Below are 21,893 nucleotides of genomic sequence, written 5' to 3' on the forward strand. Positions count from 1 at the left end.
ATGAAAATCGGCATGTGCATGTTCTTGTGGACAACCAGCGTCTCGAAGAAGCACGAGCCGCTGCTGCGCGACATCAAGGCGACGGGCTTCGATGGCGTCGAGATACCGGTCTTTGCCGGCACGCCGGACGACTATAAAAAGCTAGGCGACCTGCTCGATCGCATCGGGCTGGAGCGTACCGCGGTCTCGGCGATGGGTGATCCCTCAATGAACCTGATCTCGCCGGATGCCACGACCCGGAAGGCTGGTGTCGATTACATGAAATGGGCGATCGATTGCAGCTCAGCCCTCGGCGCGAGCACGCTGAGCGGCCCGCTGCATTCGACGCTTGGCGCCTTTTCCGGCAGCGGGCCGACACCCGCCGAGAAGAACCGTTCGGTCGCCTCGCAGCGCGCCATCGGCGACCATGCCGGCAAGCGGAACGTCACCATCGGGCTGGAGGCGCTCAACCGTTTCGAATGTTATCTGCTGAACACGATGGCCGACCTGTCGGAGCACATCGACACCATCGACCGGCCGCACATCAAGGCGATGTACGACACCTTTCATGCCAATATCGAGGAGGCCGACCCGATCGGCGCCTACACAAAGCATCGCAGGAATGTCGTGCACATCCACATATCGGAGAATGATCGCGGCGTGCCGGGGCGCGGCAACATCCCGTGGGCGGAGACGTTCGCGGCGATCCGCAAGAGCGGCTATGATGACTGGCTGACGATCGAGGCGTTCGGGCGTTCGCTGAAGGATCTGGCGGCGGCGACCAAGGTGTGGCGCGATTTTTCCGAAACGCCGGAAGCGGTTTATCGGGACGGGTACAAGCATATCAGGAACGGGTGGAAGAAGGCGGCTTAGGCGCCTGATCGGTCGATAGTGACGCAAAGGAGACCTGCGTCGGCGACCCTTGGCGCGAGGCGAGACGATGATTGCGCCTTGTCCATTTTCTATTTGCGTTCGTGGCGATTGCCAAGTGGTTCCCCCACTCCGTCTCGGCTTCGCCGAGCTTCCTCTCCCCCCTCCGGAGGGAGAGGAAAGGGAGCCCAGTGGCTCGGGAGTGGAAGAAAGCCTCGACCTAGGAGGACGGGCGTCGGCTCGGACAGCCTGGCGCCTTTCCTCTACCCCGTCGATCGGGGGAGAGGTGTCGAGCGCAGCTCGACGGAGTGGGGGTCGACCCTTGGCGCGGCACTATACGATGCCCGCGCTTATGCGTCACAAGGTTAACCCTGCTCGGCCTGGATCCTGTTGTAGTCGTGGATGGTGCGGCTGAGCCTCCGGCGCAGGAAGTTGGAGATGTTGTCGAAGATGAAGACGACCAGCAGGATCAACAGCACCATGTAGAAGACGTTGGCCCAGTTGGAGTTGGTGCGCATCGCTTCCCACAATTTCAGGCCGATGCCGCCGGCGCCGACGGCGCCGATGATGGTGGCGCCACGGGTGTTGGATTCCCATTGGTAGAGCGTCTGGCTGATGAAGACCGGAATGACTTCGGGCATCACACCGTAGCGCTGCACCAGGAGGCCGTTGGCGCCGGTCGACAGCACCCCTTCGCGCGGCTTGTCGTCGATGTTCTCCAGCGCCTCGGAATAGGTTTTGCCGAGCGTGCCGATCTCGGTGAAGAAGATCGCCGCGCTGCCGGCCAGCGGGCCGGGGCCGAAGGCGCGGGTGAAGAACAGCGCCCAGATCAGCATGTCGACCGAGCGCATGAAGTCGAAGAAGCGCTTCAGGACCTGGCTGAGCACGCCGCTCGGCGTGATGTTGCGGGCGGCGAAGAAGGCAAGCGGGAAGGCGACGATGCCGCCGAGCAGCGTGCCGAGGAACGCCATGACGATGGTCTGCAAAAGCTTTGTCCAGACGTCGCCGTGCTGCCATTGCGCATTGTTCCAGATATTGTCGCCGGCCAGAGCGAGGTTCGAGGTGCCAGGCTTCAGTTCGGGACCGGACACGATCAGCGAGACCACTTCTCCCGCTGATTTGCCGAAGAAGGGCGAGCGCGTGTCGAAGACAAAATTCGCCCAGCCGAGGAAGCGCTTGCGCACCTTGACGCGGTCGACGGTGACGCGCACCTCGCCGACGAAGCCCATCTTGGCGACCACCTCGTCGTCATGCGCGGTGATCCAGTCCGGCACCGGACCTGCGATTACCGGCTTGCCGCTGGTCAGCGCAACCGGCACCGTCTCACCGTTGGCCACGATCGTCGCCTGCGCCTTGTCGAAGGTGACGGATTTTGCAGGCCCGTCGATCAGTACGGTGAAGGTGCCGTCCGGGTTCTTGATCACCCAGTCGGGGTTCGGGTTGTCGCCAAGCGCGGAGAAGCGCGGGTATTTGGGCGTGATCTCAGGCTGGTCGAGGCGGAATTCCGGCTGCAGATCGTAGCTGATCCATTGCGTCAGGAACAGCGGCAGACGCTCCCAGTGCGATTCCCGCAGCACTTGCGGCAAGCTGAAGAACCATAGGACATAGATGAGATACGTCAGGATGCCGACGAACAGGAAGAGCGGCGCGAAGCGCTTGTACAGCGGCCGCCGGAACACTTGCGGATAGCGCTCCTCGATCGACAGCATCTCCTCGGTGGTCATGGTCGCCATGGTTCACGCTCCCATCATAAAGGCTTGTTCGCCGACCAGCTTGCGGCGCAGCCAGGCGGAAAACTGGTCGATGATGAAGATGGTGGTGAACAAGAGCAGCACCAGCGCCAGCGTCTTGGCGCCGAAGCCGCGCGAGATGGAGAGCTTCAATTCCTCGCCGATGCCGCCACCGCCGACGGCGCCGATGATGGTCGAGATGCGGACATTGATCTCGACGCGCAGCAGTGTGTAGGACATGAAATTGGGCAGCACCTGCGGCAGGCCGGCAAAGCGCACCCGCTCGAACCAGTTGGCGCCGACCGCGCGCAGGCCCTCCTCGGCGCGCATGTCGATGTTCTCGTTGATCTCGTAGAACAGCTTGCCAAGAGCGCCGATCGAATGCAGGCCGATGGCGATGATGGCAGCGATCGGGCCGATCGAGACAATAGCCGCGAACAGGCCGGCAATGACGATCTCCGGAAAGGCGCGCAGCAGCTCCATGAAGCGCTTGACGATCAGCCGCAGCAGCGGATGGGGCGTCAGGTTGCGCGCCGCGATGAACGAGAACGGCACCGCGAAGATGAAGCCGATGAAGGTCGAGACCAAGGCGACATTGACCGTGGTGATCATCAGCTCGAAATATTCGGGGATGTAGAACCCGCCCCAGACATAGATGCGGCCGAGCGGGAAGTTGAATTCCTGCGTGCCGGTGTCATGCGGCGAGGCGATGTCGAACAGCGCCCGCCAGACATCGTTCCAGTCCTTGGGGACGAGCCAGCTCAGGAAATCCAGAATATGCGGCAACCGGTCGAAGAAGTGGCCGGCATTGGCCTCGTCGGCGAACCACATGCTGGCGAACATCGCGACGAGCAGCAGGCCGACGCCCAGCACTGTATAGAACCGGCGCAGCGACGTCTGGCGTCGCCAGGCATCGGCCATCTGGTGGGTGGCGCCAGAAGAGGCTGTCAAAGAAGGGGCTGTCACGGAAAGGGTCATGATCGGAGATGCAAAAAGGGCGGTGTTTTTGAACACCGCCCTTTCCGATTTCGCCGTTAGCCGCCGATGGCTGCTTTACGGGCTTCGACGATGACGCTGTAGAAGTCCGGTTTCACTGGAACGTAGCCAGTGAAATCGCCGCCTTCGACACCTTCGAAGCAGGCCTTGTCCTTCTTCGGCAGCTGCGTGAAGAAGTTGGCAAGCTTGGCGGTCATGTCGTCGCCGAGCGCGGTGCGCACGACCAGCGGGCCGTTCGGGATCAGGCCCGAACGCCAGACTTCGACGAAGTCGTTGGGGTCGACGGCGCCCTTGGCGACTTCCTTGTGGAAGGTGCCGGAGGTGTAGCCGTTCTTGAAGTCGCCGATGCCGGAGGAATCGTCCACCGCGACATCGACCTTGCCGTCGCGCACGGCCAGGATGTTGTTCTCGTGGCCGCCATTGAACTGCGTCGAGGCGAAGAAGGCCTCATTCGACGCGCCGGTGGTCTTCGGAATCTGCGTCAGCGGGATCAGGTAGCCCGAGGTCGAATCCGGATCGGCATAGCCGAGCTTCTTGCCCTTGGCCGACTTGATGTCGGTGATGCCGGAGGATTTCAGCGCCAGGCCGATCGAATAATAGCCGGTCGCGCCGTCGGTCTGCTGGGTGGTGAGGATCGGGGTGACCGCCTTCGGGTCCTTGATGTAGACGCTGGCATAGCCGGAGGCGCCGAGTTCGGCGAAGTCGAGCGTGCCGCCGAGCAGGCCCTGGATGACGCCGTCATAGTCGGCGGCGGGGAACAGCGAGACCTTTTCGAAGCCGAATTCGGCCTTCAAATGGTCGGCCAGGCACTGGTAGTTGCGCAGCCGGTCGGTTTCGTTTTCGCCGCCGAGGATGCCGACGCGGAATTCCTTCAGATCGGCGGCGTGGGCCATGCTGGTCGCCATGGCGAGCACCGAAACGGCGCTGAAAACCATCTTCCTGAACATTTGATGTCTCTCCTGTAAGTTCCGGCCCCGCGCCGGCAGCGTTCTTGATCTTGACAAGTGCCCTTGACGCGGGCTGGCGATCCCAACCGCTCTCAGTAACCGGGGAATGCGGGCTCGAGCGGTCCGGCGGATGCGGCGATCTTTTGCTTGAAGGCAACGCTGGTCGAGGTAATGGCCTCGGAGATTTCGCTGCCGTTGGCGTCGGCGCCATAGACGAGACGCACGGCCTCACGGTTGAGCTCTTCAGGCGGACCATCGAAGACGACCTTGCCGGCGGCCATGCCGATGATGCGGTTGCAATAGGTGCGCGCGGTATCGAGCGTGTGCAGATTGGTGACGACGGTGATGCCTTCGCGCAGATTGATGTCCTGCAGCGAATCCATCACAACCTTGGCGTTGAGCGGGTCGAGCGAGGCGATCGGCTCGTCGGCGAGGATCACCTTGGGCTGCTGCATCAGGGCGCGGGCGATGGCGACGCGCTGCTGCTGCCCACCAGACAAGGTACCGGCGGGCTGAAGCGCGGTGCGGGCGATGTCGAGCCGCTCAAGGGCGGTGACTGCCTCGGCGCATTCGGCGCGCGAGAACATGCCGAGAAGGTTGGACAGGGTCGAACGGTGGTTCAACTTGCCAAGCAGCACGTTGGTCAGCACGTCGAGGCGCGGCACCAGGTTGAACTGCTGGAAGATCATGGCGCAGTCGCGCTGCCAGCGCCGCAGCGGCGAGCCGCGCAGCTGGGAGACCTCGGCGCCGTCAAAAAAAATCGACCCCTGGCTGGGGTCGACAAGACGGTTGATCATACGAAGAAGGGTCGATTTGCCGGCGCCCGAACGGCCAATGACGCCGACCATCTGACCCTGCGGGATCGAGATGCTGACGTCGCTGACGGCGGTGTCCTTGCCAAATCGTCGGCTGACGCCGCGGATTTCGAGTGTGGCAGAGCTTGCTGACATGGGGCTGGGCTCCAGTCCGGGCCTTATTGATCGTCAGGCTCTCGCCTAACGCAGCCACATGAACCTGCCGTGTCGCCAGCATGTCAGTTTTGTTACGCTCCACAGGCGCGACAGCTGAAGCGCGTCGCGCTGAAACGAATTCATGCGACGCGCTTCAGGTCTTTGTCTTTATGCATGTCGTTCTTCCAAAACCGAGGTCAGTTTCGGGCGACATGCATTGGCGCCTGGCGGGCAATCAGCCGAGCACCAGCAATTCCTCGAAATGCTTCATGTCGCGGAAGGCGCAGAAGGTGGGGGCCCTGATCTCGATCACCGGCGCCTGCCGTGCGAAAAGTGCCAGGCCATCATCGAACAGCGCCTGCCATGCTGCCGCCCGCTCGTCCGCCAGACGCTGGATCTGGTAAGCGAAGGTGATGTGGAAGACATAAGCGTCGTGATCGGGGTGCCGATAGCCGAACGGCACCGCCAGCGCATCGCGCCATTGGCGCATGATGCGCACATCCTCATCGGTCGCACCGGCAACGGTGAGGCCGGTCGGCACGATTTCGACCACCTTGATGTTGAAGGGGCCGAAGCCCTCGAACCCTTTTAAGCGTTCCAGATAGAGCCGGGTCATCGCATCGATACTGGTGTCGAGCGGCACGTCCTGCGGCCAGTAGGGCAAGCGGCGGCGGTACTCGATGATGCCCTGGAACAGCGTCATGTGCAGGCTGGAGACCGGCGTGAAGGCCAGCCGGTCGGCATCGGGCATCGCCAGCATCTTGTCGCGCACCGTAAGCACCACGGCCTCTGAAGGCGAACCGCTGACGAGATGGCTGACGACGGTGTTGCCGGGCTCGGTCAGGAAATTGCCCGAGCTGTCGTAGCGTGTGCCGAGATGCGCTGGTGGTGTGGGATTGGAGCCGGCGAAGAATCCGGCGAGCGAGGGTCTGACGATGTCGAGCATAGCGATCTCCTTGGGGGAGATGGCGTCCTGTCCGAGTCATGTGTCAGGGATATGAAACAGGACCGGACGCGAAGGGTCTTCAAAGGCAAGGATTTGCTACAGGCTCACGATCAACTTCAAGGAGCTTATCCATATCGGCAATGATTTGCCGACGGTCGACCGACTTGATTGCATTGTACATTTGCATACTCTCGCTGTCCGGCTGGCATGAGACACTGCTGCGATGCGCCTCGCTCGCCCGGACTTGGCGTTGCTGCTCTTCGAGCGCTGCCTGCGTGGTATCTGAATTCCGCACGATAAACGCTTTAATGCGATCGATCTGAGATTGAAGGAAGACGAGAAAGTCGCGATCCTGTTGCGGAGAGCAGGCCTCGCCGACCGCTTCAATTTCGGTATAAATCATCCAAGCGCACAAGACAGCGCCGCGAGGATCAGTCTTTGGCACCTCGGCCGTGATGGCATGCTGAGGCAGGAGCGCCGCTAACCCAAATAGGCAAGGCCCAATCCACCGTTTGAGCATACCCGACCTCCACGACTCTCAAGCTCGGTAAAAGTACACCCAATAAAGGGCTAAATACGGCCTCAAGGCTGATCGCTATTCGCCGCCGCGGGCGAACGCAAATTGTCAGCCGCCATGCTTCTCGAGGAAAGCCTCAGCCGACAGCTCGCGAAAGTCGTCAAGCGACGCGCGCAGCCTGGCGTGGTCCCAGTCCCACCAGGCAAGCGCCTGGTAGCGCTCGGCGGTGCGGCGGTCGAAGCGTTCGCGGATCGGCTTTGCCGGCACGCCGGCGACGATGGTGTAGGGCGCGACATCCTTCGAGACGACGGCTCCGGCCCCAACCGCTGCGCCGTCGCCGACGGTGACGCCGGGCAGGACGGTCGAGCCGTGGCCGAGCCAGGTGTCGTGGCCGATGTTGACGCGCTTGGCGCGGCGCTGGGCGAAGAATTCGCTCTCGTGCTCGGCATCGTCCCAATAGTCCGAGGCGCGGTAGGTGAAGTGGTGCAGCGTCGGGCGCCAGGTCGGGTGGTTGGTGGCGTTGAGGCGCACGCTTGCCGCGATGTTGGCAAACTTGCCGATCGTCGCGCACCAGACGGCGCAATCCTGCATCATGTAGGAATAGTCGCCGAGCTCGCTTTCCGAAACCCGGCTGCGGTCGGCGATCTCGGTCCAGCGGCCAAGCGTCGAGTTCTGGACCTCTGCCGTCGGGTGAACCAGCGGTGTCTCCGACAATTTCCTGGTCATGCGGCGAGTTTTCCCGGAGCGAAAGCGGTGACGTCAATGATGCGGTCGGCAACCGCCTCGCGCACGTCGTGGTCGTGGAAGATGCCGAGCAGGGCGACTCCGGCCGCCTTCTTGGCGGCGATGAGTTCGATCACCACGTCACGATTTTTGGCGTCGAGTGAGGCGGTCGGCTCGTCGAGCAGCAGGATCGGATGCTCGGTGATGAAGCCGCGCGCGATGTTGACGCGCTGCTGCTCACCGCCGGAGAAGGTCGCCGGGGGCAGGGTCCAGAGTTTTTCCGGCAAATTGAGCTGCGCCAGCAGGGCGCGCGCCTTGCCGCGAGCAACCTCGCGCTCTTCGCCGCGCTCGACCAGCGGCTCGGCGACGACATCGAGCGCCGAGACGCGCGGCACTGTGCGCAGGAACTGGCTGACATAGCCGATCGTTTGCCGGCGTATGGCAAGCACGGTGCGGGGGCTGGCATGGGCGAGATCGATCAGTCCGTCCTCATGCTTGACGATGATCTGGCCCTCGTCGACGGCATAGTTGCCGTAGAGCATTTTCAGGATCGAGCTCTTGCCGGCACCGGACGGGCCGCCGAGCACGGTGCACTCGCCGGCCTTGATCGAGAACGAGACACCGGCGACGACAGGCAATTTGATGCCATCGCGCAGATGCATGGTGAAGCTCTTGGCGACGTCGGAAACAACGAGAGGCGTCGGCATCAGAAGGTCCTCCAATCGTCATTCGTCTGCGGGCCAGCACCCCCCTCTGCCTTGCCAGGCATCTCCCCCGCAAGGGGGGAGATCGGCAGCTTTTTCGTTGCGACTGTTCTGCAACGTTGGAGAGTGGCGAAACCGGTAATGACAGCCAATCTCCCCCCTTGCGGGGGAGATGGCCGGCAGGCCAGAGGGGGGTGTACAAGTGCCATCGTCAAACCTGCAGAATCGAGGAAACGAGAAGCTGCGTGTAAGGCGCGCGCGGATCGTCGAGCACGCGGTCGGTGAGGCCGCTTTCGACGACGCGGCCGTCCTTCATCACCATCATGCGCTGCGACAGCAGGCGCGCCACCGCGAGGTCGTGGGTGACGACGATGGCGGCAAGGCCGAGATCGGTGACCAGTCCGCGCAACAGGTCGAGCAGGCGCGCCTGCACCGAGACGTCGAGGCCGCCGGTCGGCTCGTCCATGAACACCAGCCGCGGGCCGGTGACGAGGTTGCGGGCGATCTGCAGGCGCTGGCGCATGCCGCCGGAAAAGGCGCGCGGCTCGTCGTCGATGCGGTCTTCCTCGATCTCGACGCGCGACAGCCAGTCGACCGCCGTGGCGCGGATCTTGCCATAGTGCCGGTCGCCGACCGCCATCAGCCGTTCACCGACATTGGCGCCTGCCGACACCGTCATGCGCAGGCCATCGGCCGGGTTCTGATGGACAAAGCCCCAGTCGGTGCGCATCAGGAAGCGGCGCTCGGCCTCGCTCATGCGGTAGAGTTCACGGAACTGGCCGTCGCGCATGCGGTAGCTGGCGGTGCCGGAGGAGGGTAAGAGCCGCGTCGACAGGCAGTTGAGCAGCGTCGTCTTGCCGGAACCGGATTCGCCGACGACAGCCAGGACCTCGCCCGGCCACAGGTCGAACGAGACGTTGTCGCAGCCGACGCGCGAGCCATAGAATTTGGAGAGCGCCGAGACGCGCAGCAGCGGTTCGTCGGTCATTGTGCCGGCTCCATGTTTCCTGGGGCAGCTTCGGGAGCAAGGTGGCCGCGATGGCCGTCGGCGCGCCGCTTCTCGCAGTGGTCGGTGTCGGAGCAGACGAACATGTGGCCGCCATGGTCGTCGAGGATGACCTCGTCGAGATAGACGTTCTCGGCGGCGCACAGCGCGCATGGTTGGTCGAAGGTCTGCACTTCGAACGGATGGTCCTCGAAGTCGAGGCTGACGACCTCGGTGAAGGGCGGCACCGCATAGATGCGCTTTTCGCGACCGGCGCCGAACAACTGCAGGGCCGGCGAGCGGTGCATCTTGGGATTGTCGAATTTCGGCGTCGGCGAGGGGTCCATCACATAGCGGCCCTCGACCTTGACCGGGTAGGCATAGGTGGTGGCGATGCGGCCGTGCTTGGCGATGTCCTCATAGAGCTTCACATGCATGAGGCCGTATTCCTCCAGCGCGTGCATTTTCCGCGTTTCGGTCTCGCGTGGCTCGAGGAAGCGCAGCGGCTCGGGGATCGGCACCTGATAGACCAGAACCTGGCCCGCGGTCAGCGGATGTTCCGGGATGCGGTGGCGGGTCTGGATGATGGTGGCGCTGGCGGTATCGGTGGTGACAGCGACATTGGCGACCTTCTTGAAGAAGGCACGGATCGACACCGCATTGGTGGTGTCGTCGGCGCCCTGGTCGATGACCTTCAGCACGTCATCGGGACCGATGATCGAGGCGGTGACCTGGACGCCGCCGGTGCCCCAGCCGTAGGGCATCGGCATTTCGCGCGAGGCGAACGGCACCTGATAACCGGGGATGGCGATACCCTTGAGGATCGCCCGGCGGATCATCCTTTTGGTCTGCTCGTCGAGATAGGCGAAGTTGTAGGTGGCGATGTCGGTCATGGCGATCACATCCGCTCTATGCTATGAAATTGGCGTCGAAAACGCGGGAACCGGGCCACATTCAGATGACCGAAACCGGATGGATGCATCTCGGAATTCTGCTGCTGGTGTTCGTGGGCGCGGTGGTCTTTTCCTTCGGCGCATGATCCTTCCCGCGCCAAGAGAAGGTTCGCGAGGCGAGTCCAGTCTTGATGGCGGGTATGAAGGCCATGGCGGACACGATGGTGGTGGTGGCCATGGGGGCGGCGGACACTAATTTCATTCCGCAGCCTCCAATCCCCTCGCATAGCGCGCCAGCCGCTCATTGAGCGTGCTGGTGTGCAATTCGAACATGTGGTTGTCGTCGTCGTAGAAATAGATCGAGCGGCCTTCGCCCTCGACGCGCGGACGCGGCGGGCGCATGTCTAGGCCTAGTCTGCCGATGCGCTCGGCGTAGCGGTCGAAATCGGCGTCATCGATCTTGAAGGCAATGTGGTTGTAGCTGCGCTCGGGCAGCTTCTCGCCTTGCATGATGGCGACCCAGATGTCGCCAATCAGGAAGAATTTTTCGCGCGACAGCGAGAACTGCTCGGCATCGCTGGCATAGACCTCGCGGGCGTCGAACACGCCCTCGAGTATCCTTGTCATCCGGTCGAGATCGAGGACGATGAAGGTCATGTGGGACAGGCCTTCGATCATTCCGCGGCCTCCCGCTTCTCTTCGACCTTCGCGGGGTTTTCGCGGGCTTCGTACTCGGCACGCATACGGCGCACGAGGTCGAGTTCGGCCTGGAAGTCGACATAGTGCGGCAGCTTCAGATGCTCGACGAAGCCGGTCGCCTGGACGTTGTCGGAATGCGAGATGACGAACTCCTCGTCCTGCGCCGCGGCGACAATGTCCTCGCCGAGCTCAGAGGCGCGCAGAGCCCGGTCGCACAGTGCCATGGCCATCGCCTTGCGCTCGCTCTGGCCGAAGACGAGGCCGTAGCCGCGGGTGAATTGCGGCGGCGCCTTGGCCGAGCCCTTGAATTGGTTGACCATCTGGCATTCGGTGACCCGCACAGTACCCAGGGGTGCTGCGAAGGGCAGTTCGGGAACGTCGAGTTCCAGCTCGACCTCGCCGATGCGGATTTCGCCGACGAAGGGATGGTTGCGGGCATAGCCGCGCTGGGTCGAATAGCCGAGCGCCAGGAGAAAACCCTCGTCGCCTCGCGATAGCGCCTGCAGGCGGATGTCGCGCGCCATCGGGAATTCCAGCGGCTCGCGGGTGATGTCGCCGGGGACATGGTCCTGCGGCATCTCGCCATCCGGCTCGATCAGGCCTTCGCGGGCAAGGATCGCCGAGACGCGCGGCATGGCTTGCGCTTCCGTCTCGCGCTGCAAGGGCTCGGCGACATCGGCGCCGGCGGCAAGTTCGGGGTCGAGCAGCCGGTGGGTGTAGTCGAAGGTCGGACCAAGCAACTGGCCGCCGGGCAGGTCCTTGTAGGTTGCCGACACGCGCCGCTCGACCCGCATCGCGCTGGTGTCGATGGCCTTGCTGTAGCCGAAGCGCGGCAGCGTGGTGCGATAAGCGCGCACCAGGAAGATCGCCTCGATCATATCGCCGCGCGCCTGGACGATGGCGAGCGCGGCGAGTTCACGGTCGTAGAGCGAGCCTTCGCTCATCACCCGGTCGACGCCGAGCGCCAGCTGCTCGACGATCTGGTCGAGGCGCAGCGCCGGCACCGAACGGTCGCCGCGCCGGCGGTCGGCGAGCAGGCTGTGGGCATTGGCGATTGCGGCTTCGCCGCCTTTTACCGCGACATACATCTTCAAGCCTCCATCGTCTTGATGCGCGTCGTGCGCGGCAGGCAGGCTATGCCCTCGGCGGTGGCGAGGATGATGTCGACGCCGCGTGGAAAGCGCTTGGTGTTCTGCTTCCACTGCTCGATGAAATGACGCGGCATCTGCGCCGGCGCGATGGTGGCGCTGGTTTCGATGCCGGGACCTTCGAGCAACAGTGGAGCGCCCGAGGTGAGGTCGCTGACCTGGAGGATCAGGGTGGTCGACCGGTCGGGATAATCCTGCGTGCCCTGCGAAAAGCCGTCGAGCGCCATCATCTCGGCCGGCGTGGCGACAAAGGCGAAATGCGCATCGGCGGGGGTGTTGGCGAGCGGCGCGCCGGTGTGGAAACCAAGCCAGGAGCCGATCGCGGCGGAGGCGTGCAGGGCCGGGTCGAGCCAGAGCGGCGTGTCGTTGTCGCACAGCGCCAGCGCCACGGCGCCTGCGGTTGCCGAGAGCGGCGCCGGTGGACGGGCCAGGGCCGGCAAGGGCTGCACGCTGCCAGGCCGCGCCATCGCGTCCATGACCGCGCGGAACACGGTCTGGGCGTTGAACACCGGATCGGCGAAGCCGCCCTCGATCGATTGCGCTGCGATATCCATCAGTCTTCTCCGCGAACCATGGTGAAGAAATCCACCTTCGTTGCTGCCGTCTCGGCGCGGCGTTTTTCATGGGCGGTCGTCAAGGCCGACCTCAAAGGCGCGATCAGCCTGGTCTCGACCTCGGCGCGGCGGGCAGGGTCCTGCCACAGCGCGTCGGCGATTGCCGCCAGCTTTGCCTTCTGCTTGTCGCGGCCAAGCGCGTAGCAGTGGCCGACCTGTCCGGACGGCAGCCGGACAGTGGCGCGGGTGACGGTCGCCTCGCCGACATTGAACGGCGCGCCGCCGCCGCCGATGCGACCGCGCAGCGTCACCAGGCCGGTCTCGGGACCGCGCAGCAGCTCGGCTTGTGAAGGCAGGCCGGCCTCGTTCCAGAGCCGGACGATGTCGTCGCCGCTCGATTGCGCCAGCGTCGCCATGGCGGCCTTGCGTTCGGCCTGGTCGCGGGCTTCCTGTCCTCGCATCGGCTGCATTCCTCTTTGCTAAATTTGTCTATTGATATAGACAACTATACAAATTATACATATTACCTAACGCGAGTCCATGACGGGTGGATGACATCTGATGGAAGGCGGGGGCAATCCATGATCAGGCGACAGGAAGCCGACAGCATCGAGCGGCGCAGCGGCGTGTCGCTGTGGCGGCAGATCGCCGACAGGATCCTGCAGGCGATCGCAGCCGGCGATTTCGCCGAGAATGCCGCGCTGCCGCCGGAGGTGGCGCTGGCCGAGCGCTACGGCGTCAACCGCCACACCGTGCGCAGCGCCATATCGGCGCTTGTGCAGGAAGGGGTGCTGCGGGCCGAGCAGGGACGCGGCACCTTCGTGCTGTCACGCAAGCGGCTGTCCTATCCGATCGGTGCGCGCACACGGTTTTCGACCGGCCTGCAAGGGCAGACGTCGGAACGGCATATCGTCTTGCTCTCTTCCTCAGTCGAGCCGGCCAGCCAGCGCGTCGCTGAGGGGCTTGGGCTGGCCAGGGGCGCTGAGGTGATCAGGTTAGAGACACGCGGCGAAGCCGACGGACGGCCTGTGTCGCGCGCTGCCGGCTGGTTCGAGGCCAGGCGCTTTGCCGGCATCGACAAGGCGATGGCGCAGACCGGGTCGATCACCGCGTCGCTGGCCCGTTTCGGCATCGACGATTATCTCCGGCAATCGACCGTGCTGTCGGCGCGCCACGCCGATGCGGCCGACCTTGCCGATCTCGATCTGCAGCCAGGCGCCATCGTGCTGGTCACGGTGGCTGTCAACGTCACGCCGGACGGCCAACCGATCCAGTTTTCGGAGTCGCGCTTTCCGGCCGAACGGGTGGAGCTGAAGCTGTCGGCGCTGTAGGGCGACGGGAGAAGCAGGGAGTCTGGTTGAGGGCGTTGGCTGCAACAGGCTCGCACCCTTCCTCTACCCCGTCGATCGGGGGAGAGTTGGCTCGGCGAAGCCGAGACGGAGTGGGGGTCGACCTGAGCGGGGCGTCGTCAATTCGGGCCGGGTTCACCGCCTGCCATGTTATCACCCCACCTCGATCACAGCCTTGATCAGGCCGGACTTCTCATGCGCCCAGCGGGCGAGGTCGCGCGGCGTATCGGCAAGCGTCGTGCGGTGGGTAACGAGCTTGGCCAATGGCACGGCGCCGTTGCGGATCGAGGCGGCGACATGATCGAAGTCGGCATGCAGCGCATTGCGGCTGCCGATCAATGTCATTTCGCGCTTGTGGAATTCCGGGTCGGAAAAGGCGATGTCGTCCTTGACGACGCTGACCAGCACCAATGTCCCGCCATGGGCGACATGAGCGAAGGCCGACTGCACCGACTGGGTGTTGCCGGTGGCGTCGAAGACGACATCGAAGCCTTCGCCTGATGTCGCCTGCCTGACCAGATCCGGCACCGCGCCGCGTGAGCCGTCGAGGGTCCGGAAGCCGAGTTCGTTTGCGGCGAAAGCGAGCCTTTCACTGCTCATGTCGAGCAGCGTCACGTCGAGCCCGGCGATGCGGGCGAAGATGGCAGTGCCGAGGCCGATCGGGCCGGCGCCGACGACCAGCGTGCGGGCACCGGACTCGCCCCGCGCGCGCCGCACGGCATGCGCGCCGATGGCCAGGAATTCGACGGCGGCGGCATCGGCCAACGACAGGCCGTTTGCCGGATAAAGATTCTGCGCCGGCACCAGGATGCGTTCGCACATGGCGCCGTCGCGATGGACGCCGAGCACCTCGATCCTGACGCAGCAATTCGGCTTGCCGTGCCGGCAGGCGATGCATTTGCCGCAGCAGAGATACGGGTTGATGACGACCGGCTCGCCAATGGCAAGGTCGACACCGTCACCGGTCTCGACAATCGTTCCCGACACTTCGTGGCCCATGATGCGGGGATAGGCGAGGAACGGGTGCTTGCCCTCGAAAATGTGGTAGTCGGTGCCGCAGATGCCGACATGGCTGACCGCCACCAGCGCCCAGCCGGCAGGTGGTGCGCCCGGTGCGGTGCGGTCTTCCAGGACAAGGTCGTCGGGTGAGCGGCAGACGACGGCTTTCATGCTTCAATCCAGTCAGGGTTTATAAAAACGCCGGCCCGTTTCATGGCGGGCCGGCGATCGGTCTTGGTGGTGATCACTTGCCGCCGCGGCGGCGCAGGCCGTCGAAATAGACGATGACGATGATCAGCACGCCGGTGATGATGCGCTGCCAGAAGGCGTTGACGTTGAGCAGGTTGGCGCCGTTGTTGATGGTGGCGAGAATGAAGGCGCCTAGCAGCGGGCCGTGCACCGAGCCGACCGCGCCGAACAGCGAGGTGCCGCCGATCACCGAGGACGCGATCGCCTGCAGTTCCCAGCCCTCGGCCTGGGTCGGGTTGCCGATGCCGATGCGCGAGGCCAAGAGCACGCCGACAAAGGCCGCGCACAGGCCAGACAGCGTGTAGGCCATGTAGATGGTGCGCTGGACATTGACGCCGGACAGGCGCGAGGCTTCGGCGTTGGAGCCGACCGAGAACAGGTAGCGGCCCCAACGGCTGTGATGCAGGAAGATATAGGCCGGAATGCCGACCAGGATCACCATCCAGAACAAATTGGGCACGCCGAGGAAGGAGTTGCGCGAGAACTCCTGGAAGGCATCGTTGTTGATCGAGATCGAGTTGCCGTTGGTCATCAGAAGGCCGATGCCGCGCAGCGACGTCAGCGTCGCCAGCGTGATGATGAAGGGCGGCAGCCCCATCTTGACGATGCCAAAACCATGGAACAGGCCGATGGCGACGCCGACCAGCAAGGTGAGGAGGATGGCGAGGAAGACGGGCACGCCGGCATTGATCAGCATCGCGGCAATGACGGTGGCAAAGCCGACCACGGCGCCGACGGACAGATCGATCCCGCCGGTGATGATGACGAAGGTCTGGCCGACCGCCAGGATGGCGATCATCGAACCCTGACGCAAAAGGTTCGAGATGTTGTTGGCCGAGGCGAAGCTCGATGTCGACAGCGACAGGATGACCCACAGCAGCACCAGCAGAGCCAGCAGCGTCAGCCCGAACAGGGCGTTGTAGTTGCGCTTGGGTTTTTCGGCAGGAATCGCCTCGGTGCTCATGTCTTTCCTCCCAGCTTTTCTTGTCTCTCGGCGAGCGCCTGTGTGAGAATTTCCTCGTGATCGGCGGTGCGGAACCCGTGTGTCGCCACCAGCTTGCCGCGGCGGAACACATGCAGCGTGTCGGCCAGCTCATAGACTTCCGGCAGATAGGACGAGATCAGGATGATGCCGGCGCCCTTCGACAACAGCGCGCCGAACAGGCGGTAGATCTCGGCCTTGGTGCCGACATCGACGCCGACCGTCGGCTCGTCGAAGATGAACAGCTTGGCGCCGTGCGCCAGCCATTTGCCGATGACGATCTTCTGCTGGTTGCCGCCCGACAGGCTCGAGGCCAGCGCATTGCGTGTCGGCGTCTTGATGCGGAGATCGGCGATCTGGCGATCAGCCTGGGTCTTTTCCTGCGCGCCGGAGATCAACAGATTGTTGGAGATGCGCTTGTAGATCGGCAGGTTGAGATTGAGCCCGACCGGCAAATTGAGGCAGAGGCCTTGGTCGCGGCGGCTTTCCGGCGCCAGCGCCATGCCGAGCTTGATCGCGTCATGTTCGGAATTGATCTGAACCGGCTTACCCTCCCACAGGATCTGGCCAGCCGACTTCTTGTGACGCCCATAGAGTGTGGTGACGAACTCGCTGCGTCCGGCGCCGATCAGCCCGTAAAGCCCGACGATCTCGCCGGCGCGGACTGTCATCGAGACATTTTCGAAGCCCTTGCCCGACAGGTTCCTGGTCTCGACGATGGCAGCGCCAGGGGTGAAATGTTCCTTGTGGTAGACCTGCTCGATCGAGCGGTTGATCATCAGCTTGACCAGTTCGGCGTCGTTGGTCTCACTGATGTTCCTGGTGCCGACCAGCGTGCCGTCGCGCAGCACGGAGACGCGATCGGCCAGCTCGAAGACTTCCTCCATGCGATGGCTGATGTAGATGATGGTCACGCCTTCGGACTTCAGCCGGCGGATCAGGGTGAAGAGCTGGTCGGCCTCCTTGCGGGTAAGGTAGGCGGTCGGCTCATCGAAGATCAGGAATTTGGTGCCGCGCACAGTGGCGCGGGCGGCGGCGATCAGTTGCTGTTGGCCGATGGTGAGGTCGCCGAGCACAACATGTGCCGGCAGGTCGAAGCCGAGATCGTCGATGATCTTCTGCGCTCCCTTGACCATGGCGCGCTGCTGCAGGATGCCGAAACGCGAATTCTCCTCGCCAAGGAACATGTTGGCGGCGACGGTCAAATGACGGCAGAGCACGACTTCCTGATGCACGGCGTTGATGCCGAGCGCCATCGCCTCATGCGGGGTCGCCAGCGGCGCAGGTTTGCCTTCCCAGACGACCTGGCCGGAGGTGCGCGGCATGACGCCGGTCAGAAGTTTGATCAGGGTGGATTTGCCCGCACCGTTCTCGCCGACAATGGCGTGGATTTCGCCGGCCTTAAAAGCCAGCGTCACCGGCTTCAGCGCATGGGTGCCGGGATATTTCTTCTCGAGGCCGCGCAGTTCGAGGATCGTTCTGCCTGGCTCCAGCACGGGGGCAGGGTGCAGGTCTTGCGCCGTCGATGTCATGACAATCCTCCCAGATTGGCCTCCCAGATTGGTCTCACGATCTGGCACGCGGCGAGGCTTTGAAATGCCCGCAAGAGCAACCTAGCCCAGGCTGGCGGATTTCCAAGCGATATGGCTGTCGTTTCCGGGGCACGGGGCCCCGGAAACGAGTGCGGCTATGCCGGGGCTCAGTTGAGCTTCGGGTTGAGCAGCGCGTCGATCTTGGGTTCCTTCATATTGGCTTTGGTGACGAGGTTGGCACCGGTGTCGACATTGGCCTCGACCTTCTCGCCCTTCGAAGCGGCGAGCGCGGTCTTGATGCCGTCATAGCCCATCCGATAGGGATCCTGGACGACGAGGCCTGAGATGACGCCGTCATTCAGGAACTTGATCAGCTTCTCGTCGCTGTCGAAGCCGATCAGCCCGACTTTGCCGGCAAGCTTGTTCTCGGCGATCGCCTGACCGACGCCCTGCGCCATGATCAGGTTGGAGGCGAAGATGCCCTTCAGGTCCGGATTGGCGGTGATCAGGTCGGTCGCTATGTTGAGGCCGGTGGTGGCCTGGCCGTCGGCATATTTGTCGGCGACCAGTTCGAGGCCAGGATATTTGGCCTTGAGCTGTTCCTTGAAGCCCTGGGCGCGCTGCTCGAGCGAGCCGGCGCCGGGCAGTGCGGTGATCAGGGCAACCTTGCCTTCGACCTTGCCGCCATTGGCCGCACCGATGGCCGCTGCAAGACCATCCGCGGCGACGCGGCCGCCCTGGACGTTGTCGGTGGTCAGGAACGAGGTGAAGGCCTTGGAGTCGGCGCTGGAGTCGATGCCGATCACCTTGACCTTGCTTGCTGCCTCGTCGATCGGCTTGCCGAGCGCCTTGGCTTCGGTCGGCGCGATGACGACGGCGGCCGGGTTGCCAGCGACGGCGTTCTCGAGGATGGAGATCTGGCCGTTGACGTCGGTTTCAGCCTGGGCGCCGAGCTCCGGTACGTTGACGCCGAGATCCTTGCCGGCCTTGCGGGCACCGGCGAGCACGATCTGCCAGTAGAAGGACGTGGTGTCCTTGACGATGATCGGAATGGTCACGTCCGCCGCCGAAACCGGCGCCGAATGCATGACGCCGGCGAGCATCGAAGCTGCTGCCAGCGCCATCACGGCGCGGCGGTTGAGAATGCTGGTCACAAATTTCATTAGGATTCCTCCCTAAGTCGCCCGGTGAACGTTACGGAAGCTCGGTTCGGATAGGCGCGGCCCAAACAGAACTTTATCAATAAAAAACATTTACGCTGTTTTGATAGTGCATCGATCTGGACGATGCAAGCGGTGTTTCGCGCCTGACCTGCCCTCGCAGGCGGAGACACATTCACGCGCCGCTCCTCCCTGGACGCAGCCAAACGCTCCCGTTCCGTTCAGTGAACACATGGAATATTAATTCCATGTGTTAGTCAATATGGAACATCCGTTCTTTCTGTGGGGTCGCGGGTTTGTGAAGTCGGGACCTCCACAAACCATGTCGGCATGGCCGGCTTCACACCAGCTTCTGCACCACCGTGTAGGGACGATATTTCTGGTATTCCGCCTCCGGCACGTCGATGTCGAGCAGTTCGAGGTTGCGTGTCAGGTTCGCCAGTTTGGCGGTGCCGGTCAGCACGGTGGCGACCGCTGGCTCGTGCAGGGGAAACTGGAAGGCAGCGGCGGCAAGCGGGTAACCGCCTTCGCCGGCGATCCTCTCCATGGCGTCGACACGGTCGAGCATATCGCGGCTGGCGGGCTCGTAGTCGAAATGCGCGCCTTGCACTGGTCCGGTCGCCAATATGCCGGAGTTGAACACACCGCCGATGACCAGCGACGTCTGCTGCGCCCGGCACAGCGGCAGCAGTTCGGCTTCCGCGCTGCGGTCGAGCAAGGAATAGCGGCTGGCGAGCAGGATGCAGTCGAGCGGCGCCCGGCGCATCACGTCGAGGCAGATCTGGACTTCGTTGACGCCGAGCCCATAGGCGGAAATCGTGCCGGAGCGCTTCAGCTCCTCGAGTGCCTTGAGCCCGCCGTCCATCAGCTGGCGAAAGTGCAGCTTGGTCTTCTCGACGCCATGCGTGTGGACGCCGATGTCGTGCACATACAGGATATCGATCTTGTTCAGGCCAAGCCGCGCATAGCTGAAGTCGACCGACCGCATGATGCCGTCATAGGAATAGTCGTAGTCGAGCGCGAAAGGCAGCGGATCGACATAGGAGTGATCGGGCACCTGGTCTTCAGGCACCGGACGGAAAAGACGTCCGACCTTGGTGGACAGCACGTAGGAATCGCGCGGCTTGTAGCGCAGGAAATCACCGAAGCGCCGCTCCGACAGGCCGAAACCATAGAAGGGCGCGGTGTCGAAATAGCGCAAGCCCGCCTCCCAGGCGCCTTGCAGCGTTTCCATCGCCGCCTCGCGCGAACAGGCGCGGTAGAGGCCGCCGATCGCAGCACCACCGAAACTGATCTCGGTAATCTCCAGCGCCGTCTTGCCGATGCGGCGTTTTTCCATGCAAAGCCTCCCCGCTGCCGGCCGTTGTCCGGCCCGGCAGTTCTACCACATATCCGTTGAATTTAGAGCGTCGCGCCGAGATGCCAGGGCACGAACTCGTTGTCGCCGTAGCCAAAATCCTCGCTCTTGGTCTTGCGGCCAGAAGCCGTCTCGACGATCAGTTCGAAGATCTCGCGGCCCATGCCGGCGATGGTCTTTTCACCCGAGGCGATGACGCCGCAATTGACGTCCATGTCCTCTTCCATCTGATGATACATGGTCGAGTTGGTGGCGACCTTGATCGACGGTGTCGGCCGGCAGCCGAAGCAGGAACCGCGGCCGGTGGTGAAGACGATGACGTTGGCGCCGCCCGCGACCTGGCCGGTGGCCGAGACCGGGTCGTAACCGGGCGTGTCCATGAACACCAGTCCGTTGCCGGTGACCTTCTCGGCATAGCCGAAGACGCCGTTAAGCGGCGTCTGGCCGCCCTTGGCAACCGCGCCCAGCGACTTTTCCAGGATGGTGGTGAGACCGCCGCGCTTGTTGCCGGGCGAGGGGTTGTTGTCGATCGAAGCGCCATGCTTGGCGACATGATCTTCCCACCACTTCACATAGCCATCGAGCTTCTTGGCGATTTCGGGCGTCGCCGCGCGATAGGCGAGCAGATGTTCGGCGCCGTAGATTTCCGTGGTCTCGGAAAGGATGCCGATGCCGCCGACACCGGCCAGTATGTCGACAGCCGCACCCAGCGCCGGGTTGGCGGTGATACCCGACATGCCGTCGGAGCCGCCGCATTGCAGGCCGACGACGATCTCGCTGACCGGGATCGGCTCGCGCTTCAACTGGCCGACTTCCTCGGCGATTTCGGCCAGCACGTCCATTGCCTTTTCCACCGATTTGCGCGACCCGCCGGCGTCCTGGATGTTGAAATGGCGTTTGCCGGCGGCGACGCCTTTCTGGCCGTAGAGGGTGAGCTGGTTGACCTCGCAGCCAAGGCCGACCATCAGCACGCCGCCGAAATTCGGGTGGCGGGCATAGCCGGCCAGCGTGCGGTGCAGCACCATCATGCCGTCGCCAGTGCCGCTCATGCCGCAGCCCTGGCCGTGGACGATGGGTACGAAGCCGTCGATGCCGGGATACTTCGGCAGCAAGGTCCGGTTGGCGGTGTCGGCGATGGAATGGCAGACGGTGGCAGAGCAATTGACGCTGGCGATGATGCCGATGAAATTGCGCGTGCCGGCGCGGCCGTCGGCGCGGCGATAGCCCATGAAGGTGCGGGCGCGGTCGGCCTCCGTCGCATGCTCGGCCTCGCTCGGCGGCACCACCGGCAGGCGGCCGGCCTCGAACACCAGATTGTGCGAATGGACATGCTCGCCCGCCGCAATGTCCTGCGTGGCGCGGCCGATCGCCTGGGCGTATTTGACCACGGCTTCACCGGCGGCAATCGGCTTGATCGCCACCTTGTGACCGGGCTCGATGACGGCGGTGGCAAGCGCGCCGCCGGGCAGGGCGGTGCCGATCTCGATGCGGCCATTGGCAACGGCGACGTTGTCGGCGGGGGACAGAAGAATGGTGTTGGAGACGTTCACGGGCGGCTTCCTGGGTGATCCTGGGATGCGCGCGGATTGACACGCGCTTGATAAGAGTTAATGTCTTTTATCGT

At 63.6% G+C, this 21,893-nt stretch carries 23 protein-coding genes; 2 read left to right on the forward strand and 21 right to left on the reverse strand.

The window, feature by feature from the left end:
- Positions 1 to 852, forward strand: coding sequence for a sugar phosphate isomerase/epimerase family protein (locus tag DBIPINDM_RS23310; RefSeq protein ID WP_258581421.1), 852 nt, complete (start codon positions 1 to 3; stop codon positions 850 to 852).
- A 362-nt stretch (positions 853 to 1,214) separates the two neighbouring features.
- Here DBIPINDM_RS23310 and phnE (DBIPINDM_RS23315) read toward each other — a convergent pair whose 3' ends face one another.
- The 15 genes from phnE (DBIPINDM_RS23315) to phnG all read right to left on the reverse strand — a co-directional run bounded on the left by phnE (DBIPINDM_RS23315) (position 1,215) and on the right by phnG (position 13,102).
- A complete protein-coding gene (phnE, locus tag DBIPINDM_RS23315; protein ID WP_258581422.1) occupies positions 1,215 to 2,582 on the reverse strand; it encodes a phosphonate ABC transporter, permease protein PhnE in 1,368 nt (455 codons plus the stop codon).
- 3 nt (positions 2,583 to 2,585) lie between these two features.
- Positions 2,586 to 3,557 carry a phosphonate ABC transporter, permease protein PhnE gene (gene phnE / locus DBIPINDM_RS23320; protein WP_258581423.1) on the reverse strand — a complete coding sequence of 324 codons (972 nt, stop codon included), beginning with the start codon at positions 3,555 to 3,557 and terminating at the stop codon, positions 2,586 to 2,588.
- A 56-nt stretch (positions 3,558 to 3,613) separates the two neighbouring features.
- Positions 3,614 to 4,522 carry a phosphonate ABC transporter substrate-binding protein gene (gene phnD, locus DBIPINDM_RS23325; RefSeq protein WP_095199588.1) on the reverse strand — a complete coding sequence of 303 codons (909 nt, stop codon included), beginning with the start codon at positions 4,520 to 4,522 and terminating at the stop codon, positions 3,614 to 3,616.
- 92 nt (positions 4,523 to 4,614) lie between these two features.
- The gene (phnC, locus tag DBIPINDM_RS23330) at positions 4,615 to 5,472 is read right to left on the reverse strand and encodes a phosphonate ABC transporter ATP-binding protein (protein ID WP_258581424.1); all 858 of its coding nucleotides are present in this window, start codon (positions 5,470 to 5,472) and stop codon (positions 4,615 to 4,617) included.
- A gap of 235 nt (positions 5,473 to 5,707) precedes the next feature.
- Positions 5,708 to 6,418 (reverse strand): DUF1868 domain-containing protein, encoded by a 711-nt coding sequence (locus DBIPINDM_RS23335; RefSeq protein WP_258581425.1) that lies wholly within the window; start codon positions 6,416 to 6,418, stop codon positions 5,708 to 5,710.
- 79 nt (positions 6,419 to 6,497) lie between these two features.
- Positions 6,498 to 6,821: a hypothetical protein gene (locus DBIPINDM_RS23340; protein WP_258581426.1), complete on the reverse strand. Its 324-nt coding sequence runs from the start codon at positions 6,819 to 6,821 to the stop codon at positions 6,498 to 6,500.
- Positions 6,822 to 7,043: 222 nt separating this feature from the next.
- Positions 7,044 to 7,661 (reverse strand): DapH/DapD/GlmU-related protein, encoded by a 618-nt coding sequence (locus DBIPINDM_RS23345; protein ID WP_258581427.1) that lies wholly within the window; start codon positions 7,659 to 7,661, stop codon positions 7,044 to 7,046.
- Complete coding sequence (phnL, locus tag DBIPINDM_RS23350) at positions 7,658 to 8,365, reverse strand: phosphonate C-P lyase system protein PhnL (protein WP_258581428.1); 708 nt, start codon at positions 8,363 to 8,365, stop codon at positions 7,658 to 7,660. Before phnL ends, DBIPINDM_RS23345 begins: the two co-directional genes overlap by 4 nt.
- 208 nt (positions 8,366 to 8,573) lie before the next feature.
- On the reverse strand, positions 8,574 to 9,350 hold the full coding sequence (gene phnK / locus DBIPINDM_RS23355) for a phosphonate C-P lyase system protein PhnK (protein WP_015315654.1): 777 nt from the start codon (positions 9,348 to 9,350) through the stop codon (positions 8,574 to 8,576).
- Positions 9,347 to 10,240: an alpha-D-ribose 1-methylphosphonate 5-phosphate C-P-lyase PhnJ gene (locus DBIPINDM_RS23360; protein ID WP_258581430.1), complete on the reverse strand. Its 894-nt coding sequence runs from the start codon at positions 10,238 to 10,240 to the stop codon at positions 9,347 to 9,349. The genes phnK and DBIPINDM_RS23360 overlap by 4 nt, the downstream gene beginning before the upstream one ends.
- Positions 10,241 to 10,301: 61 nt before the next feature.
- Entirely contained in the window at positions 10,302 to 10,502 is a 201-nt protein-coding gene (locus DBIPINDM_RS23365) for a hypothetical protein (RefSeq protein WP_258581431.1), read from the reverse strand.
- Positions 10,499 to 10,918, reverse strand: coding sequence for a FosX/FosE/FosI family fosfomycin resistance hydrolase (fosX, locus tag DBIPINDM_RS23370; RefSeq protein ID WP_258581432.1), 420 nt, complete (start codon positions 10,916 to 10,918; stop codon positions 10,499 to 10,501). Before fosX ends, DBIPINDM_RS23365 begins: the two co-directional genes overlap by 4 nt.
- A complete protein-coding gene (locus tag DBIPINDM_RS23375) occupies positions 10,915 to 12,027 on the reverse strand; it encodes a carbon-phosphorus lyase complex subunit PhnI (RefSeq protein WP_183463248.1) in 1,113 nt (370 codons plus the stop codon). Before DBIPINDM_RS23375 ends, fosX begins: the two co-directional genes overlap by 4 nt.
- Before the next feature lie 2 nt (positions 12,028 to 12,029).
- A complete protein-coding gene (gene phnH, locus DBIPINDM_RS23380) occupies positions 12,030 to 12,641 on the reverse strand; it encodes a phosphonate C-P lyase system protein PhnH (RefSeq protein WP_258581433.1) in 612 nt (203 codons plus the stop codon).
- Positions 12,641 to 13,102 (reverse strand): phosphonate C-P lyase system protein PhnG, encoded by a 462-nt coding sequence (phnG, locus tag DBIPINDM_RS23385; RefSeq protein WP_258581434.1) that lies wholly within the window; start codon positions 13,100 to 13,102, stop codon positions 12,641 to 12,643. Before phnG ends, phnH begins: the two co-directional genes overlap by 1 nt.
- A 120-nt stretch (positions 13,103 to 13,222) precedes the next feature.
- Here phnG and phnF point away from each other — a divergent pair, with 120 nt between their 5' ends.
- Entirely contained in the window at positions 13,223 to 13,972 is a 750-nt protein-coding gene (phnF, locus tag DBIPINDM_RS23390; protein ID WP_258581435.1) for a phosphonate metabolism transcriptional regulator PhnF, read from the forward strand.
- Positions 13,973 to 14,143: 171 nt separating this feature from the next.
- On the opposite strand, the gene DBIPINDM_RS23395 is transcribed toward phnF, so the two are convergent.
- The 6 genes from DBIPINDM_RS23395 to DBIPINDM_RS23420 form a co-directional block, all read right to left on the reverse strand.
- On the reverse strand, positions 14,144 to 15,160 hold the full coding sequence (locus DBIPINDM_RS23395) for a zinc-binding alcohol dehydrogenase family protein (RefSeq protein WP_258581436.1): 1,017 nt from the start codon (positions 15,158 to 15,160) through the stop codon (positions 14,144 to 14,146).
- A gap of 73 nt (positions 15,161 to 15,233) precedes the next feature.
- Positions 15,234 to 16,202, reverse strand: a complete 969-nt coding sequence (locus tag DBIPINDM_RS23400) for an ABC transporter permease (RefSeq protein WP_095199576.1) — start codon at positions 16,200 to 16,202, stop codon at positions 15,234 to 15,236.
- Entirely contained in the window at positions 16,199 to 17,752 is a 1,554-nt protein-coding gene (locus tag DBIPINDM_RS23405; protein ID WP_258581437.1) for a sugar ABC transporter ATP-binding protein, read from the reverse strand. Before DBIPINDM_RS23405 ends, DBIPINDM_RS23400 begins: the two co-directional genes overlap by 4 nt.
- 167 nt (positions 17,753 to 17,919) lie before the next feature.
- Positions 17,920 to 18,915 carry an ABC transporter substrate-binding protein gene (locus DBIPINDM_RS23410; RefSeq protein WP_183463238.1) on the reverse strand — a complete coding sequence of 332 codons (996 nt, stop codon included), beginning with the start codon at positions 18,913 to 18,915 and terminating at the stop codon, positions 17,920 to 17,922.
- 337 nt (positions 18,916 to 19,252) lie between these two features.
- The gene (locus tag DBIPINDM_RS23415) at positions 19,253 to 20,251 is read right to left on the reverse strand and encodes an aldo/keto reductase (protein ID WP_258581438.1); all 999 of its coding nucleotides are present in this window, start codon (positions 20,249 to 20,251) and stop codon (positions 19,253 to 19,255) included.
- 62 nt (positions 20,252 to 20,313) lie between these two features.
- A complete protein-coding gene (locus DBIPINDM_RS23420; protein WP_258581439.1) occupies positions 20,314 to 21,819 on the reverse strand; it encodes a UxaA family hydrolase in 1,506 nt (501 codons plus the stop codon).
- Between the last annotated feature and the right edge of the window lie 74 nt (positions 21,820 to 21,893).

The sequence above is a fragment of the Mesorhizobium sp. AR02 genome, assembly GCF_024746835.1.
Classification (GTDB): Bacteria; Pseudomonadota; Alphaproteobacteria; order Rhizobiales; family Rhizobiaceae; genus Mesorhizobium.